Origin of the sequence: Pseudorhizobium endolithicum (genome assembly GCF_902153245.2) — a bacterium.
Classification (GTDB): domain Bacteria; phylum Pseudomonadota; class Alphaproteobacteria; order Rhizobiales; family Rhizobiaceae; genus Neorhizobium; species Neorhizobium endolithicum.
On the sequence record NZ_CABFWF030000014.1, the window covers coordinates 18,926 to 34,728 of the forward strand.

Below are 15,803 nucleotides of genomic sequence, written 5' to 3' on the forward strand. Positions count from 1 at the left end.
GGCGGCGAACAAATCGCAACCGGCGCGTGAAAGTCGACTTCGCGCGGCCCTTTAGCGACTTGTTTAACGTGGCTGCAAGCCGGCCGGCCAAATCACCACGGAACAGCGTTCAATTACGCCCGCGGGTGCCAAAGGTCAAGAAGTGCCGCCTATCGCTCCCGACGGGCCAGGAACGCCATCCGCTCGAAGAGGTGCACATCCTGCTCGTTCTTCAGAAGGGCGCCGTGCAGTTTCGGCAAGGCCGTCTTGATGTTGGCCGCAAGATCGGCGGGATCGACATCATCGGACACCAGCAATCGGATCCAATCAAGCGCCTCCGACGTCGAAGGCTTCTTGCGCAGTCCCGGCATCTCGCGGATCTCGAAGAAGCGCGCCAGGGCTTCCCGGACGAGGTCCTGCTTGATGCCGGGATAATGAACCCCGACGATCCGAGACAGCGTATCGGCATCGGGAAAGCGGATGTAGTGGAAGAAGCACCGGCGCAGGAAGGCGTCGGGCAGTTCCTTTTCGTTGTTCGAGGTGATGATCACGATGGGACGCACCTTCGCCGTCACCGTCTCCCCCGTCTCGTAGACGTGGAACTCCATCCGGTCGAGTTCCTGCAGGAGGTCGTTGGGAAACTCGATATCGGCCTTGTCGATCTCGTCGATCAGCAGAACGGTTTTTCCCGGCGCGGTAAAGGCCTGCCAAAGCTTGCCCTGCCGGATGTAGTTGCGCACGTCGTTGACGCGCTCGTCGCCGAGCTGGCTGTCGCGCAGCCGCGAGACGGCGTCGTATTCGTAGAGCCCCTGCTGCGCCTTCGTCGTGGATTTTATATTCCACTCGATCAGGTGCAGACCGAGCGCCCTGGCGACCTGCCGGGCAAGCTCTGTCTTTCCGGTGCCCGGCTCGCCCTTGACCAGAAGCGGCCTTTCCAGCCGGATGGCCGCGTTCACGGCGACCATGAGATCCTTGTCGGCGATATAATCCGCGGTACCGTGAAACTGCATGAACTACCCTTGTCGTATTCGCCGGCAAACTAGAAGCTCGACCCTCGGCAGGCAAGCCGCTTTGCCTCCGGCCCGGTTTCGGCTAAGGGCATCGATCATGACCGGTTCGACCTTCACCATCCTGCTTAGCGGCGACCTTACCCTGACGCCACGCCTGCGCGACACGTTGGCGAGGAGCCGTTTCATCGCGGCCGACGGCGGCATGCGCCATGCGGCTACCCTGCAGGTCGAGCCGGAGCTTTGGGTGGGGGATTTCGATTCCACCCCCCGGGAACTGGTCGATGCCTGGCCGCGCGTGGAACGGCAGCCCTATCCGCCCGCAAAGAACGAAACCGATGGGGAGATCGCAACAGCCGAAGCGATCGAAAGGGGTGCGCGCCGATTGATCCTTGCAGGCGCGCTCGGCGGAGAGCGGAGCGACCACGCGTTGCAGCACTTCCTGCACGGCATGAGCCTTGCCGAACGGGGCCTCGACGTGCTTCTCACCTCCGGACGCGAGGAGGGTGTGCCTCTGATACCCGCGGTATCGAGGGTCATGGACCTCCCGAGAAGTTCCCTCTTTTCGGTGATAGGCCTCTCCGATCTTCACGGATTGACGATCAGCAATGCACGCTATCCGCTCGACAGCTTTTCTTTGCCCTTCGGCTCGTCGCGCACCATATCGAACGTCGCGGAAGGCCCCGTCCGCTTTTCCCTTGATCGCGGCAGGGCGATTATCCTCGCCCGCCCCTATGACCTGACCGGAGCCTGAAGCATTGGCACCCCCGATCCTGAAACTCGACGATATTCACCTCAGCTTCGGCGGAACGCCGCTTCTGGCGGGTGCCGGCCTGCAGGTCGAGCCGGGCGACCGGATCTGTCTCGTCGGACGAAACGGATCCGGTAAATCGACCCTGATGAAGATCGCGGCCGGGATGGTAGAGCCGCAGTCCGGCGAGGTCTTCCGCCATCCCGCTTCCACGATCCGCTATCTCGAGCAGGCCCCGGATTTTGCCGGCTACGCGACGGTTCAGGCCTATGCGGAAGCCGGCCTCGGTCCCGGCGACGATCCCTACCGGATCACGTACCTCCTGGAGCATCTTGGCCTCACCGGCGACGAGGATCCGCGCCAGTTGTCGGGTGGCGAGGCCCGGCGCGCCGCCCTCGCACGGGTGATGGCACCGGAGCCGGACATTCTCCTGCTCGACGAACCGACCAATCATCTAGACCTGCCGACGATCGAGTGGCTGGAAGACGAGTTGCGAAAGACCCGCAGCGCCCTGGTGCTGATCTCCCACGACCGCCGGTTCCTCGAGAAGGTCTCGACCGCGACGGTATGGCTCGACCGCGGCACCTCCCGCCGCCTCGACCGCGGGTTCGCCCATTTCGAGACCTGGCGTGACGAGGTGCTGGAGGCCGAAGAGCTGGAACAGCACAAGCTCGGCAAGGCGATCGAGCGCGAGGAGCATTGGCTCCGCTACGGGGTTACGGCACGTCGCAAGCGCAACATGCGCCGGCTCGGAGAACTGCAGAACATGCGCGCAGCCTATCGCGGCCACAAGGGACCGCAGGGCACCGTACAGGCTCAGGTATCGGAGGGACGCGAATCCGGCAAGTTGGTGATCGAGGCGGACGGCATCACCAAGAGCTACGGCGAACGGACCATCGTCGCGCCTTTCTCCATCCGTGTTCACAGGGGCGATTGCATCGGCCTCGTTGGACCGAACGGCGCCGGCAAGACGACGCTCCTGAAGATGCTGACCGGTCAACTCCAGCCTGACGCCGGCATGGTCCGGCTGGGAACGAACCTCGACGTTGCAACACTGGATCAGAAGCGCGAGGAACTGGATCCCGACGACACGCTTTCCCACTACCTAACAGACGGGCGCGGCGAGACCCTGCTGGTCAATGGCGAGCAGCGACACGTCGCAGGATACATGAAGGATTTCCTGTTCCAGCCGGAACAGATCCGCACCCCGATCAAGAACCTTTCCGGCGGCGAGCGGGCCCGGTTGATCCTGGCGCGGATCATGGCAAAGCCCTCCAACCTGCTGATCCTTGACGAGCCGACCAACGACCTGGACATCGAGACGCTGGACCTCCTGCAGGAGATCGTGGCCGGCTATAACGGCACCGTGATCCTGGTCAGCCATGACCGCGACTTCCTGGACCGTACCGTCACCTCCACCATCGCACCGGCCAATCCGGAAGCGCCGGACGGCCGCTGGATCGAATATGCCGGCGGCTATACCGACATGCTTGCCCAGCGCCGCGGAGCGCAGGAGGAACGGCGACGCGCCGAAAGGCAGGAAAAGCCGAAGGCCGAACCCGCGTCGCCTGCGCCTGGTTCACCGAAGAGCAAGGGCAAGCTTTCCTTCAAGCAGAAGTTCGCGCTGGAAAATCTGCCCAAGGAGATGGCGAAGGCCGAGGCCGACATCGCCGAACGCGAACGGACGATGGCCGACCCTGCTCTCTTCACGCGCGACCCTGCCGCCTTCAACAGGCTCGCGGCGGAACTTGAAGGCTTGCGCAACAGCCTGAGCCGCATGGAAGAGGAATGGCTGGAGCTCGAGATGCTGCGCGAGGAACTCGAGGGCCAGCCTTAACGATCTGTTAGCCATACCAAAGGCTTGGCTTCGGGGGCAGTGGCTCAATCCGGAACAATATCTGCAAGTCTTCGTTCGGGTGGCAGTGTCGATCTGATACGCCAGAGATCGACCGGCGGAACCAGCAGGAGAAGAGCGATGCTGACAAGTGTACCGAGTGGTTGGCAGGTCCGGGACTCCTCCGATCAGCGCGTGCTGATTGTCGAGGACGAGTTCCTGATCGCGCTGGATGTCGCCGAGACGGTCGAGGCGATGGGCTTGCAGGTGGTTGGCTTCGCCAATGGCCGCAACCATGCCATGGCTCTGGCCCAGAGCGCCGATATCGCACTCGTGGACGTCAATCTCGCCGACGGACGGACAGGGCCCTCGATCGGCCGTGAACTGGCCGAGAAGTACGGGGTGACGGTCATCTTCATGACCGCCAATCCCGAAGAGGTGGAAGGGCGCGACGATGGGCCGCTCGGCGTGCTGACGAAGCCGGTCATGCCGCATGTGATCGAACAGTCGATCGGTTACGCCGTTGCGGACCGAACGGGAGGAATGGCGACCCTTCCGCGGGAACTCAGGGTATTCCAACGCCACCATTGACCCCAAGGGAGCAGCTTGCCAAGCTCCTCCCCGCTCGCTACATCTTCACCGCTCTAACGGGGTGCCGCACAGGCGGCTGAGAGGCATTGTCCAACCCGCTGAACCTGATCCGGTTAGAACCGGCGGAGGGATTAGACGGCTCTTCATCGGCGCCCGATCCTTCTTGCAGCATCGAGGAGGTACCGATGGGAAAATTCCTGCTTCCCCTTATTTTCGCCGTGGCCTTCGGCCTGCCCGCCAAGGCGCAGGACCAGGTGCTGACGGTCTATACCTATGAGAGCTTCACGGCCGACTGGGGCCCTGGACCAAAGGTGAAGCAGAAGTTCGAAGAGACCTGTTCCTGCACGGTGAACTTCGTGGCTGTCGCAGACGGCGTGGCCCTTCTCTCCAGGCTGAAGCTGGAGGGGCAATCCAGCCAGGCGGATGTCGTGCTGGGCCTCGACACCAATCTCGCCGGAGAGGCGAAAGCCACTGGATTGTTCGAGCCGCACGGTCTCGACACGGGAGCGATCAGTGTGCCTGGCGGCTACAGGGACGATGTCTTCATTCCCTACGACTACGGCCATTTCGCAGTCCTCTATGACACCGAAACCATGAAGACACCGCCGGCGAGCCTCAAGGATCTGGTCGAAGGGGACGCGTCCCGGAAGATCGTCATTCAGGATCCCCGGACCTCCACGCCCGGACTTGGCCTGCTTCTGTGGGTTAAAGCAGTCTATGGGGAGGACGCCGGCGAAGCCTGGTCCAAGCTGCGCCAACGGGTGCTGACCGTCACTCCCGGCTGGTCAGAGGCCTACGGGCTGTTCACCAAGGGGGAGGTGCCCATGGTCCTCTCCTATACGACGTCGCCCGCCTACCACATGGTCGCGGAGGACAATGCGCGCTACCAGGCCGCGGCCTTCGCCGAGGGGCATTACATCCAGATCGAGGTGGCGGGCCTCGTCACCATGTCCCGGCAGAAGGAACTGGCGAAGGAGTTTCTGCGTTTCATGATGTCGCCGGCTTTCCAGGACATCATCCCGACCACCAACTGGATGATGCCGGCGGGCGAAACGGCCGAGCCTTTGCCGCCCGCATTCGACCGCCTCGTCAAGCCGGCGAAAACGTTTCTGATGGATCCGGCGGAGGTGGCCGCGAACCGTCAGGCCTGGATCGACGAATGGCTCACCGCCATGAGCGAGCGCTAGTAGCGCCGGATGCTGACGACGGCGGAAAGACGGACGGCCATCGGCACAGGACTATCGGCCTTCGCAGCCCTGGTGGTCTTTGTCGCCCTTGCCGTCTACGCGCTCTTCAGGCCGGATCTACCGCCCTCGCAAACATCCTTCTGGACGCCTTACACCATGCGCGTCCTTCGGTTCACGCTGCTCCAGGCCGGACTATCCACGCTTCTTTCCATCGGGTTGGCAGTTCCCGTGGCGCTGGCACTGGCGCGCCGGCCCCGTTTTCCCGGCCGGCTGTGGATACTGCGGCTGATGGCGGTTCCCATGGGGCTGCCGGCATTGGTGGCTGCTCTTGGCCTGATCACGGTCTGGGGTACCCAAGGGATGGTGAACGACCTGCTCCTCGGCTTCGGCCTCGATGAGCCGGTCAATATCTACGGGCTCGGCGGCATCCTTCTGGCGCATGTCTTCTTCAACCTGCCGCTGGCTTGCCGCCTGATGGTCGCGTCCTTGGACCGGCTTCCCGGCGAGTACTGGATGCTGGCCGCCCAACTCGGCATGAAGCCCGCGGTCATCTTCCTCCGCATCGAGTGGCCGGCCCTTTCCCGCATCCTGCCCGGCATCGGCACCTTGATCTTCATGTTGTGCGCCACGAGCTTCACGCTCGTTCTGGTGCTGGGCGGAGGACCGGCGGCGACAACCCTGGAAGTGGCCATATACCAGGCGCTGCGTTTCGACTTCGATCCCGCCCGTGCCATGACGCTGGCATTGCTTCAGATCGGCGTGACCGCAGTGGTTCTCGCCGTCCTGTCATTGCTTCCTGCAGCCGAGGAAGCGTCAGTCACCACCGGCCGCCGCAGCCGCCGGTTAGACGGCCGGGGCACGGCAAGCGTGATCTGGGATGCCGTTATGATCTGCTGTGCCACGCTCATGCTTCTGCTGCCGCTGGGCGCAATCGTCTGGGCAGGTGTACGGGCCGACTTGACCGGCCTTCTCACCAGCACCGCCTTCCGCCAAGCCCTGGCGACGAGCACCATGGTCGCCCTGTCGTCGAGTATCGCGGCACTTCTTCTTTCGGTTGCGATCATCGGCGCCCGTCTCACCGTCCGGGAAACCAAGACGCCCGGAAAGCCGCTTCTGGCCCTCTCGGCCGCCCTCGGGACCGCGCCCTTGCTGGTTCTCCTGGTCCCGCCCGTCGTGCTCGGCACCGGATGGTTCCTGCTTCTGAGGCCCCTCGCATCCGGTTCATCCCTCACTGCCGGCCTTGTCGTCTCGATCAATACCCTGATGGCGCTGCCCTTCGTCATCAGGGTGCTGGAACCCGCCATGCAGGAGCATCGCCGGAAAACCGGCAGGTTGACCGCCAGCCTGGGCATCTCGGGTTGGGCCAGGATCTGGCGGATCGATCGCCCCGCACTCATTCGGCCTGCCCTGCTCGCACTGTCTTTTGCGATGTCGCTATCCCTGGGTGACCTGGGCGCGGTCGCACTTTTCGCATCCAACGACTTCGTCACGCTGCCATGGCATCTATATAGCCGGCTGTCGAGCTACCGGACGGCAGACGCAGATGGCTTGGCGCTCCTCCTCGGCGCGCTGTGCCTCGTCCTGACGCTTATCGGGACCTCCGGATATGAAAGGCGCGGAAACAGCCATGGGTAACATCTTGGAGGCGCCGGAAATCCGGCTGGACGCCGTGGAGTTGACACTGGGCGCGACCCGCTTTCGGCTGGACTGCCGCATTCCCGCGGGAGCGATCACCGCCGTCGCGGGACCCTCAGGCGCCGGCAAATCGACGCTGCTCAACCTCATCGCGGGCTTCGAGACCCCCACAAACGGTCGGGTACTCTTCGACGAGAAAGACGTGACCCCGCTTCATCCGTCCGAAAGGCCGGTTTCCCTGGTCTTCCAGGACAACAACCTTTTCGGACATCTGGATGTCTTCACCAATGTCGCCCTCGGCGTTCGTCCCTCGCTCCGACGGCTGGGCCCGCCGGAGCGGGAAGCGGTTTCCGCCGCTCTCGTGCATGTGGGGCTGGCGGGGATGGAGCACCGCCTTCCGCCCAGCCTCTCCGGTGGCGAACGGCAGCGCGTCGCCTTCGCCCGCGTCCTGGTCCGGCGGAAACCCGTGCTCCTGATGGATGAGCCGTTCGCCGCTCTCGACCCCGGCCTGCGCCTCGACATGGCTTCGCTGCTGTCGCAACTTCACAGGGAGACCGGAAGCACCGTGGTGATCGTCACCCATGATCCCGAAGAGCTGAGGCGCCTGTCCACCCACGTCCTGTTCATGGATCGAGCAAACATCCTGCTCCAGGAGCCGACCGCGGATTTCTTGTCCCATACCGATATGCCGATGGTCTCGCAGTTCCTCGCGGGTTAACCGCGCTGCCACAATTTGGTCGTGGCGCGGTGGCATCGCAGCAACAGCATCTTTTTGAGTGGGGCGGGGCGCCTATCTGTCAAACGAGCGCTGTAATTGCGGCGTGAAAGTGGATAAGCAACAGGAAAGAACAGTCGAACTCGTTCAGGATGGGGCATCCCGACGGACGGCCGGGCAGCGGGTCTTTGGAATGACAAATCCGAAATCGACGGTAAGGATCGAAATGCCGGCACTTCCGCGCACCTGCCATCGCCGGACGACGAGGAGCCTTGCCGCTGTCCTCGCCTCTGCGGCGATGCTTGCGGGCTGCCAGTCCATACTGGATCAGGCCTACCAGCCGAACGTCGCCCCCTCCGATTCACCGCAAATCGTAGACGAGGTCCAGAAGAACGATCCGCGGGCGCAAATGGGAGCGCGCGAACATCCGCGGATCGTGGCGAGCTATGGTGGCGAGTATCATGACGAGAAGACGGAGAAGCTGGTCGCCCGCATTGCGGGAGCCTTGACCGCCGTCTCTGAAAATCCGTCGCAGTCCTACCGGATCACGATCCTCAACTCGCCTGCGATCAATGCATTCGCTTTGCCCGGAGGGTACCTCTATGTGACGCGCGGGCTGCTTGCCCTTGCCAATGATGCCTCCGAGGTCGCGGCCGTGCTCTCCCACGAGATGGCGCATGTGACCGCCAACCATGGGATCGAGCGGCAGCGGCGGGAAGAGGCCGAGGTGATCGCCAGCAGGGTCGTGGCGGAGGTTCTTTCCAGCGACCTCGCCGGAAAGCAGGCCCTCGCCCGCGGCAAGCTGCGTCTCGCCGCCTTTTCCCGCCAGCAGGAATTGCAGGCCGACGTCATTGGGGTCCGCATGCTGGGGGAAGCCGGCTATGATCCGTATGCGGCGCCCCGCTTCCTCGATTCCATGGCGGCCTATGCGCGTTTCTCGTCCGTAGACCCTGATACGGACCAGAGCCTCGATTTCCTTTCCAGCCACCCCAATGCGCCCCAGCGCGTCGACCTGGCACGCCGTCACGCCCGCTCCCAGGGAATGGAGGGCACCGTCGGCGATCGCGGGAGGGACTATTATCTGGCCGGCATCGATGGCCTTCTCTACGGGGACAGCCCCGAGGAGGGCTTCGTGCGCGGACAGACCTTCCTGCATGGGGGGCTGGGCATACGCTTCGAGGTTCCCGCAGATTTCCGCATCGACAACAAGGTGGATGCGGTGCTCGCCACCGGCCCCGGAGAAACCGCTGTGCGCTTCGACGGCGTGGATGCCGGAGACACCACAAGCCTGGAGAATTACCTGACGAGCGGCTGGGTTGCCGGTCTGAAGCCGGAGACGGTGAGGGCGGCGATCGTGAATGGTCTTCCTGCGGCGACGGCACGCGCCTCCGCCGAACGGTGGGATTTCGATGTGACGGTCATCCGGATCGGAGATCAGATCTTTCGCTTCTTGACCGCCGTTCCAAAAGGCAGCCCTGCGTTGGAAAGCGTATCTCGGGTTCTCACATCGAGCTTCCGGCGGATGACACCACAGGAAATCGCCGCGCTGAAGCCGCTGCGCGTGCGCATCGTGACTGCGAGGTCAGGGGATACATTGGCAACGCTTGCGGCGCGCATGATGGGGACCGACCGCAAGCTGGACCTGTTCAAGCTGATCAATGCCATTCCGGCAGGAGGAACCATTTCCCCCGGCCAGAAGGTCAAGATCATCTCCGAGTGATAGCGGCCTTCAGCAAGCCGCCATCTGCGGGTTTGCCGAGACCAGCGCCGATTTCAGCTTCTCCATCGCGCGGCTTTCAATCTGGCGTACGCGCTCCTTGGAAATCCCCAGCTCGGCGCCGAGGGCTTCCAGGGTAGCTCCCTCGTCGGTAAGACGGCGCGCCCGGATGATCTTCTTTTCCCGGTCGTTGAGCTTGGTCAGCGCGCCGTGCAGCCAGCGCATGCGGCGCTCGCCGTCGATCATTCCCGACACCTGTTCATCCGGCAGGGGCTCGCCGCTCGCCAGCATGTCCAGGCGTTCGCCGCTGTCTGAATCGCCGGCTATGGATGGCGCCTGCAGGGACGCGTCATTGCCGGAAAGACGGGCGTCCATGGTTTGCACATCCGCCACACTGACGCCCAGCGCCGCGGCGATTTCCTCATGGATCGCGCGCGATGTAAGGTTGCTGTCGCCGCGCGCCAGCTTCGCACGCAGACGCCGGAGATTGAAGAACAAGGCCTTCTGCGCCGAACTCGTACCACCGCGGACGATGGACCAGTTACGCAGGATGTAATCCTGCATCGACGCCCTGATCCACCAGCTTGCATAGGTCGAGAAGCGAACATCACGCGCGGGTTCGAAACGGGCTGCCGCTTCGAGAAGCCCGACATAACCCTCCTGAACCAGATCGCTCATCGGCAATCCAAAGCCGCGGAACTTGGATGCCATGGCGATCACGAGGCGCATATGAGCGAGCGCGATCTGGTTGCGGGCATCCTGGTCCCGGTCGTCCTTCCAGCGGATGGCCAGATCCCGCTCCTCATCTCTGGCCAGGTAGGGAGCCGACATGGCAATCTTGATCATATTGCGGTCCGCGGACATGGCTTTCATGGAGTTCTCCGTGAAGTTGGCTGACTTCGACAAGAGGCCGGTTGCGCAACGCGTGACGAAGGTTCGCCACGGAGGTTCCCCAACTGTCTCCCATCTCCTCTTTGTTCCCGAGGAGGCCTTGCCATTGGGAGGCAGCCCCCTAATTCTTTTGATGAGGATCGGTTCGCTGAAGCGTCCGAAGACGGGAGCAGTTCGCCGTTCCGGCGGGTTAACGTCGCGCCGGCGGAAAAGTTCCAATAAAAAACCCGGCTCAAGGCCGGGTCTTTTGTTGGGATGAACGCTGCTGTTACGCCGCCTCGTCCTGAGACTCGTCTTCCTCTACCACCTTGCCACGCTTCGGCCCCTTGGCGAGATTGACCTCGATGAGACGAACGGCTTCAGTATCGGACATCTTGTTGACCGCGGCGATCTCCCGCGCCATCCGATCCAGGGCAGCTTCATACAGCTGACGCTCCGAATAGGACTGCTCCGGCTGATTTTCGGCGCGGTAAAGGTCGCGCACCACTTCGGCGATGGAGATCAGGTCCCCGGAATTGATCTTCGCATCGTATTCCTGGGCGCGGCGCGACCACATGGTGCGCTTGATGCGGGCCTTGCCCTGGACAACCTTGAGCGCGCGGTCGACGAAATCGGTCTCCGACAGCTTGCGCATGCCGATGCTGACGGCCTTCGCCACCGGCACCTTCAGCCGCATCTTGTCCTTCTCGAAATCGATGACGAAAAGCTCGAGCTTCATGCCCGCCACTTCCTGCTCTTCGATAGCGGTGATCATGCCTACGCCATGGGCGGGATATACGATTGCTTCACCGGTCTTGAAGCCCTGGCGTGCCGGAGATTTCTTCTGCTGGGTGGTCATACGTTTCACAAACTCCCTGTTACGCACCCGGTAAACGACCGGGGCCGGGTCAGGCAGGCCCGGATGAGACGGGGGAAACCGTCGGGTCACTCAATACTGGTCCGACCAACGTGCGCGAAAAAAGAACTCCACCGCGAACCGCGAAGACATATACAGAACGGCAATGTCACGGGAACCGCGTTGAATGATCTGTTACTTTCGTGATGTTTTTTGGGCACGCAAGTGCCGCCTTGTGGAACAGTGTCTTCTGTCTACCACAAAAAAGTGCGTAAATCAATAATTTGCTTTTGTAAGCGGTCAGACGAGATCAACTGCCGCGTGCTCAAGAGAGAGACAAGACCGCAGTTTGACCTCTTGCGGAAGACAGCGAAGCTTCTCCCTCAATCTCCCTGGCCCGGCTCCGGGGAAAAATACTGCTCGAATTTGCCAGCTACGCCGTCCATCTCTTTCGCTTCCGGCATGGGATCCCGCTTGACGGTAATGTTAGGCCAGACCTGGGCATATTCCGCGTTGACCTTCAGCCACTTGTCCAACCCCGGCTCCGTGTCCGGCTTGATGGCCTCTGCCGGACATTCCGGCTCGCAGACCCCGCAGTCGATGCATTCGTCCGGATGGATGACCAGGAAGTTCTCGCCTTCGTAGAAGCAATCTACCGGACAAACCTCGACACAATCGGTGTACTTGCAGCGGATGCAGTTGTCAGTCACGACGTAGGTCATGCGGCACTCCAGAAATCGCGGTCGCGCGGGTTTCGCCTGGGAGGTAGGCAAAACCGCCGGTGCGGATGCAAGATTCCGCGGCCGGATCGGACCGCCGGCGCACCCGCGTTCGAGTGTGAGGTAGAACCTTTCCCGGCCGTTAGCAAGGATAAACCTTCTGCGGAAACCGCCGTAGGAAGAGCATTATTCTCCGCGAGATAAGCCTGTTCGAACGGCCGCCCCGGATGTCGAAGCCCTGGCACGGCCTTCACGGCTTCGGTCGTCTTTGCGCCCGCTCGAACGGCGTCAGGACCTTCTGCTCGCCCAGACTTTCGGAGATGTCGGAGTAAAGCAGGCGCGCCTCCTCGAAGGGGCCTCTGCGTGAGCCTCCCGCGCGGACGACCAGGAGGACATCCCGCCGCTCCAGCGCAATACCCACCTTGTCCCCCGGCCGCACCGTCAGGCTGGACTGCCGAGCCACCGCACCGTTCACCGTGACCGAGCCGGCGGCGACAAGCGACTGGGCGATGGACCGCGACTTGACCATGCGCGTGAAGAAGAGCCACTTGTCGATGCGCTGGGGCGAACCGTCGGGTAGCTCGACTTCCTCCATGGCCTACTTCTTCATCTGTTCCTTCAGCGCGGCCAGCTTCGCAAAGGGTGAATCCGGATCCACCGGCTTCTCCTTGCGGGGCGGCTTGGCCTCGAAACGCGCCGGCTGCGACGGTTTGCCGCGCTCTTGACGATCAGGCCGTTCGCCGCGCGGGGGCCGGTCGCTCTTGCCATCCGGACGGCGGCTCTCCCGGCCGGGCCTGCCGCCTTCGCGAGGGCCGTTCTCGCGAGAACCGCGCTCTCCCTGAACGCGACCTTCGCCGCGGCGCTCTTGACGGCGGTCGCCCCCCTGGGGACGCCCCGTCCGCTGGTTCTCGTTGCGGCCGCCGCCGGGGCGCCAGAGAAGAACCGGCTTCGGCGCCTCGGGCTCAGCAGCGGCGGCGTCGGCATTGGCTTGCGCCTGCTCGTCTGCGGAGGTTTCGGCGGCAGCCGGTTGCTCCACGGCGGGCTTCGCCTCGACAGCGGCCTCGCTCGGAGCCTCATTCTTCGCGACCTCCGCCTCCAACTCGGCGGCCGCGTCTCCCGCTTCGCTGCCGTCTGCGGCTTCCGCCTGCGGCGCAGGTTGCTGCGCCGAGAGGAAGGCTGCGGCTTCATCCGCACTGACGACGTCCGCGCGGTAGCCGAGCCCCTTCAGGATCTCCTCCATGTCGTCCGGCGTGGCGCCGAGAATGGAAAGCATGGAGGTGGTGGTCGTGAACCGGCGTCCGTCATAGGCACCTTCCGGACGGGGCGACGTGCCCGGCTTCCACTGCAGAAGGGGACGGATGAGGTCCGCGAGCCGCTCGAGAATGTCGATGCGCACCGCCCGCTTTCCAAGGAAGCGGAAGCCGGCCAGTCTGTAGAAGGTGCGTTCGAAGCCGGGATCGGCAACGACCGAGGTCCGGCCAGCCGCCAGTGCCGGGATCAGGTCGCCATAGCCCGGCTTGTCCAGGCCGTCGTTCTTGAGTGCCCAGAGCAGCGTGATGAGTTCCGCAGGCGCCGGCTTGAGCAGCGCAGGCATGAATACGTGATAGGCGCCGAAACGGATGCCGTACCGGCGCATGGAAGCCCGGGCGTCCTGATCGAGCGACTTGACATCGTCGGCCACATCCCGGCGGAAGAGAACGCCGAGGTTCTCGACGAGCTGGAATGCCAGACCCTTGGCCAGGCCCTGGAGATCCTCGGCGCGGGAGAGGTCGTCGAGCGGCTTCAGGACCGTGGCGATATGGTGGTTGACGAACCTTTCGATGCGGGCGAGCACGTGCTCGCGCGCGGTGCCAGTCAACTGCTCGTCGGAAAGGAGGATCACCCGCGGGCGCATGATGTGATCGCTCTCGGCAAGCCGCGCGACGGGGTCGCCCAGCCAACGGACGAAACCATCCGATCCGACCGCGAGGTCGCCATTGCCGGAAGCATAAAGGCGCGCCGCGCGGGCCTCGAACTCGAGCGAGAGAGCCTTCTGCGCCGCAGCCTGGACAGCCTTCGCGTCCGGACCTTCCGCCCCCGCGATGGGCGTGAACCGGAATCCCGCCAACTGTCCGACGTGATGACCTTCGACGAAGACATCACCATTCACACTGATTTCTGCTTCCAGCATCGCATTCTCTCTCAGGCGCTTCATGAGCACAGATGTCCTGCGGTCAACAAAGCGTTTCGTCAACCGTTCATGTAGGGCGTCCGACAGCCTGTCCTCAATTTCCCTGGTCTTTTCTCGCCAGTGTGTCGGATCAGCCAGCCAGCCGGGGCGGTTCGAGACATAGGTCCACGTCCGGATCTGCGCAATTCGCGCCGACAGCGTGTCGATCTCGCCGTCGGTGCGGTCGGCGCGCTTAACCTGTTCGGCCATGAAGTCTTCATTCACCGTCCCGTGGCGCACCAGATCGAAGAAAAGCGTCGAAATGAGGTCCGCATGCTGAGCGGGAGCGATCCGGCGGTAATCCGGCAGTGCGCAGGCTTCCCAAAGCCTTTCCACCCTTGCCGGCGTGGTTGCCGCATCGATAATCTCGGGATAGCGCGAAAGGTGATCGAGCGCTTGGCTGTCCGTCGCCGGCAGTGCCCGGGTCAGGCCCGCAATGCTGGGCGCGACATTGAGGCTTGCGCGCAGGTCCCGGATCGAGGCAAAGTCCAGCGCCTTGGAACGCCATTGGAGAACCTTCACGTCCTCGAACTCGTGGCTCTCGATGCGTTCGACCAGTTCCTCGTCGAGCGGCCGGACCTGACCGGTGACGCCGAAGGTTCCGTCGCGGACATGACGGCCGGCACGGCCGGCGATCTGTCCCATCTCGCCGGGGGTGAGATTTCTGAATTGGAAACCGTCGAACTTCCGGTCCTGGGCGAAGGCGACATGGTCGACGTCGAGGTTGAGGCCCATGCCGATCGCGTCGGTCGCCACCAGATACTCCACGTCGCCTTCCTGGTAGAGGCCCACCTGCGCGTTGCGCGTCCGCGGGCTGAGCGCACCGAGAACGACTGCTGCTCCGCCACGCTGCCGCCGGATGAGTTCGGCGATGGCATAGACCTCGTCTGCAGAAAAGGCGACGATCGCCGAGCGTTGAGGAAGCCGGGTGATCTTCTTCTGCCCGGCATAGAACAATTGCGACATGCGGGGTCGTTCGACAACCGTGATGCCCGGCAGGATCCGCTCCAGGATCGCTCGCATCGTGCCCGCACCAAGCAGAAGGGTCTCTTCCCGCCCGCGCAGATGCAGGATCCGGTCGGTGAAGATGTGGCCCCGTTCCAGATCCGCCGCAAGCTGCACCTCGTCGATGGCGACGAAAGCGGCATTCGTCTCGCGTGGCATGGCCTCGACGGTGCAGACGGAAAAACGGGCGCCCGGCGGAGTGATCTTCTCCTCCCCCGTAACTAGAGCCACCGCAGCCACGCCGACTTTTTCCACGACGCGCGTGTAAACCTCACGTGCCAGCAGTCTCAGCGGAAGACCGATAACGCCGCTGCCGTGAGCCACCATCCGCTCGATGGCATAGTGGGTCTTGCCTGTATTGGTGGGACCGAGCACGGCAGTCACGCCGCGACCGCTCAGCATCATGGGCTGGGAATTCAAAACCGTGTCCGCAAAACGTTGTATCGCCGGAGGTCGTGACCGGCTTCGCCAGAAATGGCTATCGGCCGGGGGAATGGCAAGCCGTCGCTCCCCTTCTCCCACGTTTTATAAGCCGGCGCTTGCAGAACAACGCGGAACGAACCGGCGACGAATCGGTGACGGCGCCCGGTGCCGGTTTGTTCTCTAGCCCCTTTTTCGCCGGAAGGCATGCGGCCTTGATCTGCTGCATCTGGAACATCTTGCCCTGAGTCATTGCGACTTGGAACAAAACGGTAGAAGATGCGTTTGTTCCCGCATCCTGAAATGTC

General features: G+C 63.2%; 13 protein-coding genes and 2 riboswitches. Of the genes, 7 read left to right on the forward strand and 6 right to left on the reverse strand.

Translation table 11 applies throughout. The features are described from left to right. Positions 1–31 precede the first annotated feature (31 nt). A riboswitch (SAM riboswitch) is annotated at positions 32–109 on the reverse strand. Between the two features lie 40 nt (positions 110–149). Then, on the reverse strand, positions 150–989 hold the full coding sequence (locus RTCK_RS15430) for an AAA family ATPase (protein ID WP_142522586.1): 840 nt from the start codon (positions 987–989) through the stop codon (positions 150–152). A gap of 97 nt (positions 990–1,086) precedes the next feature. Between RTCK_RS15430 and RTCK_RS15435 the strand changes: the two genes are divergently transcribed. From RTCK_RS15435 to RTCK_RS15465, 7 genes are all read left to right on the forward strand, one after another. Next, the gene (locus tag RTCK_RS15435) at positions 1,087–1,740 is read left to right on the forward strand and encodes a thiamine diphosphokinase (protein WP_142593451.1); all 654 of its coding nucleotides are present in this window, start codon (positions 1,087–1,089) and stop codon (positions 1,738–1,740) included. Positions 1,741–1,744: 4 nt separating this feature from the next. Then, complete coding sequence (locus RTCK_RS15440; protein WP_142593452.1) at positions 1,745–3,574, forward strand: ABC-F family ATP-binding cassette domain-containing protein; 1,830 nt, start codon at positions 1,745–1,747, stop codon at positions 3,572–3,574. A gap of 138 nt (positions 3,575–3,712) precedes the next feature. Next, the gene (locus RTCK_RS15445) at positions 3,713–4,162 is read left to right on the forward strand and encodes a response regulator (protein WP_142522583.1); all 450 of its coding nucleotides are present in this window, start codon (positions 3,713–3,715) and stop codon (positions 4,160–4,162) included. Between the two features lie 47 nt (positions 4,163–4,209). After that, positions 4,210–4,310, forward strand: a riboswitch (TPP riboswitch). A gap of 37 nt (positions 4,311–4,347) precedes the next feature. Next, on the forward strand, positions 4,348–5,349 hold the full coding sequence (gene thiB, locus RTCK_RS15450) for a thiamine ABC transporter substrate binding subunit (RefSeq protein WP_142593453.1): 1,002 nt from the start codon (positions 4,348–4,350) through the stop codon (positions 5,347–5,349). A gap of 9 nt (positions 5,350–5,358) precedes the next feature. Next, positions 5,359–6,984: a thiamine/thiamine pyrophosphate ABC transporter permease ThiP gene (locus RTCK_RS15455; protein WP_142593454.1), complete on the forward strand. Its 1,626-nt coding sequence runs from the start codon at positions 5,359–5,361 to the stop codon at positions 6,982–6,984. Then, positions 6,977–7,702, forward strand: a complete 726-nt coding sequence (locus tag RTCK_RS15460; RefSeq protein WP_142522581.1) for a thiamine ABC transporter ATP-binding protein — start codon at positions 6,977–6,979, stop codon at positions 7,700–7,702. Before RTCK_RS15455 ends, RTCK_RS15460 begins: the two co-directional genes overlap by 8 nt. A gap of 223 nt (positions 7,703–7,925) precedes the next feature. Beyond that, positions 7,926–9,419: a M48 family metalloprotease gene (locus RTCK_RS15465; RefSeq protein ID WP_142593729.1), complete on the forward strand. Its 1,494-nt coding sequence runs from the start codon at positions 7,926–7,928 to the stop codon at positions 9,417–9,419. 9 nt (positions 9,420–9,428) lie between these two features. Here the strand turns inward: RTCK_RS15465 and RTCK_RS15470 are convergent, their stop codons facing one another. From RTCK_RS15470 to RTCK_RS15490, 5 genes are all read right to left on the reverse strand, one after another. Further along, complete coding sequence (locus RTCK_RS15470) at positions 9,429–10,289, reverse strand: RNA polymerase factor sigma-32 (RefSeq protein ID WP_142593455.1); 861 nt, start codon at positions 10,287–10,289, stop codon at positions 9,429–9,431. Between the two features lie 286 nt (positions 10,290–10,575). Then, the gene (locus tag RTCK_RS15475; protein ID WP_142593456.1) at positions 10,576–11,145 is read right to left on the reverse strand and encodes a CarD family transcriptional regulator; all 570 of its coding nucleotides are present in this window, start codon (positions 11,143–11,145) and stop codon (positions 10,576–10,578) included. Between the two features lie 380 nt (positions 11,146–11,525). Continuing rightward, entirely contained in the window at positions 11,526–11,864 is a 339-nt protein-coding gene (fdxA, locus tag RTCK_RS15480; protein WP_142522578.1) for a ferredoxin FdxA, read from the reverse strand. A 247-nt stretch (positions 11,865–12,111) separates the two neighbouring features. Next, entirely contained in the window at positions 12,112–12,456 is a 345-nt protein-coding gene (locus tag RTCK_RS15485) for an RNA-binding S4 domain-containing protein (protein WP_142522577.1), read from the reverse strand. A 3-nt stretch (positions 12,457–12,459) separates the two neighbouring features. Next, positions 12,460–15,480 carry a helicase-related protein gene (locus RTCK_RS15490; RefSeq protein WP_142593730.1) on the reverse strand — a complete coding sequence of 1,007 codons (3,021 nt, stop codon included), beginning with the start codon at positions 15,478–15,480 and terminating at the stop codon, positions 12,460–12,462. Between the last annotated feature and the right edge of the window lie 323 nt (positions 15,481–15,803).

Coding starts and splice junctions, on each gene's coding strand:
- RTCK_RS15470 (WP_142593455.1), bottom strand. CDS start 10,289: ATGAAAGCCATGTCCGCGGACCGCAATATGATCAAGATTGCCATGTCG.
- fdxA (WP_142522578.1), bottom strand. CDS start 11,864: ATGACCTACGTCGTGACTGACAACTGCATCCGCTGCAAGTACACCGAT.
- RTCK_RS15485 (WP_142522577.1), bottom strand. CDS start 12,456: ATGGAGGAAGTCGAGCTACCCGACGGTTCGCCCCAGCGCATCGACAAG.
- RTCK_RS15475 (WP_142593456.1), bottom strand. CDS start 11,145: ATGACCACCCAGCAGAAGAAATCTCCGGCACGCCAGGGCTTCAAGACC.
- RTCK_RS15490 (WP_142593730.1), bottom strand. CDS start 15,480: ATGATGCTGAGCGGTCGCGGCGTGACTGCCGTGCTCGGTCCCACCAAT.
- RTCK_RS15435 (WP_142593451.1), top strand. CDS start 1,087: ATGACCGGTTCGACCTTCACCATCCTGCTTAGCGGCGACCTTACCCTG.
- RTCK_RS15445 (WP_142522583.1), top strand. CDS start 3,713: ATGCTGACAAGTGTACCGAGTGGTTGGCAGGTCCGGGACTCCTCCGAT.
- thiB (WP_142593453.1), top strand. CDS start 4,348: ATGGGAAAATTCCTGCTTCCCCTTATTTTCGCCGTGGCCTTCGGCCTG.
- RTCK_RS15455 (WP_142593454.1), top strand. CDS start 5,359: ATGCTGACGACGGCGGAAAGACGGACGGCCATCGGCACAGGACTATCG.
- RTCK_RS15460 (WP_142522581.1), top strand. CDS start 6,977: ATGGGTAACATCTTGGAGGCGCCGGAAATCCGGCTGGACGCCGTGGAG.
- RTCK_RS15430 (WP_142522586.1), bottom strand. CDS start 989: ATGCAGTTTCACGGTACCGCGGATTATATCGCCGACAAGGATCTCATG.
- RTCK_RS15465 (WP_142593729.1), top strand. CDS start 7,926: ATGCCGGCACTTCCGCGCACCTGCCATCGCCGGACGACGAGGAGCCTT.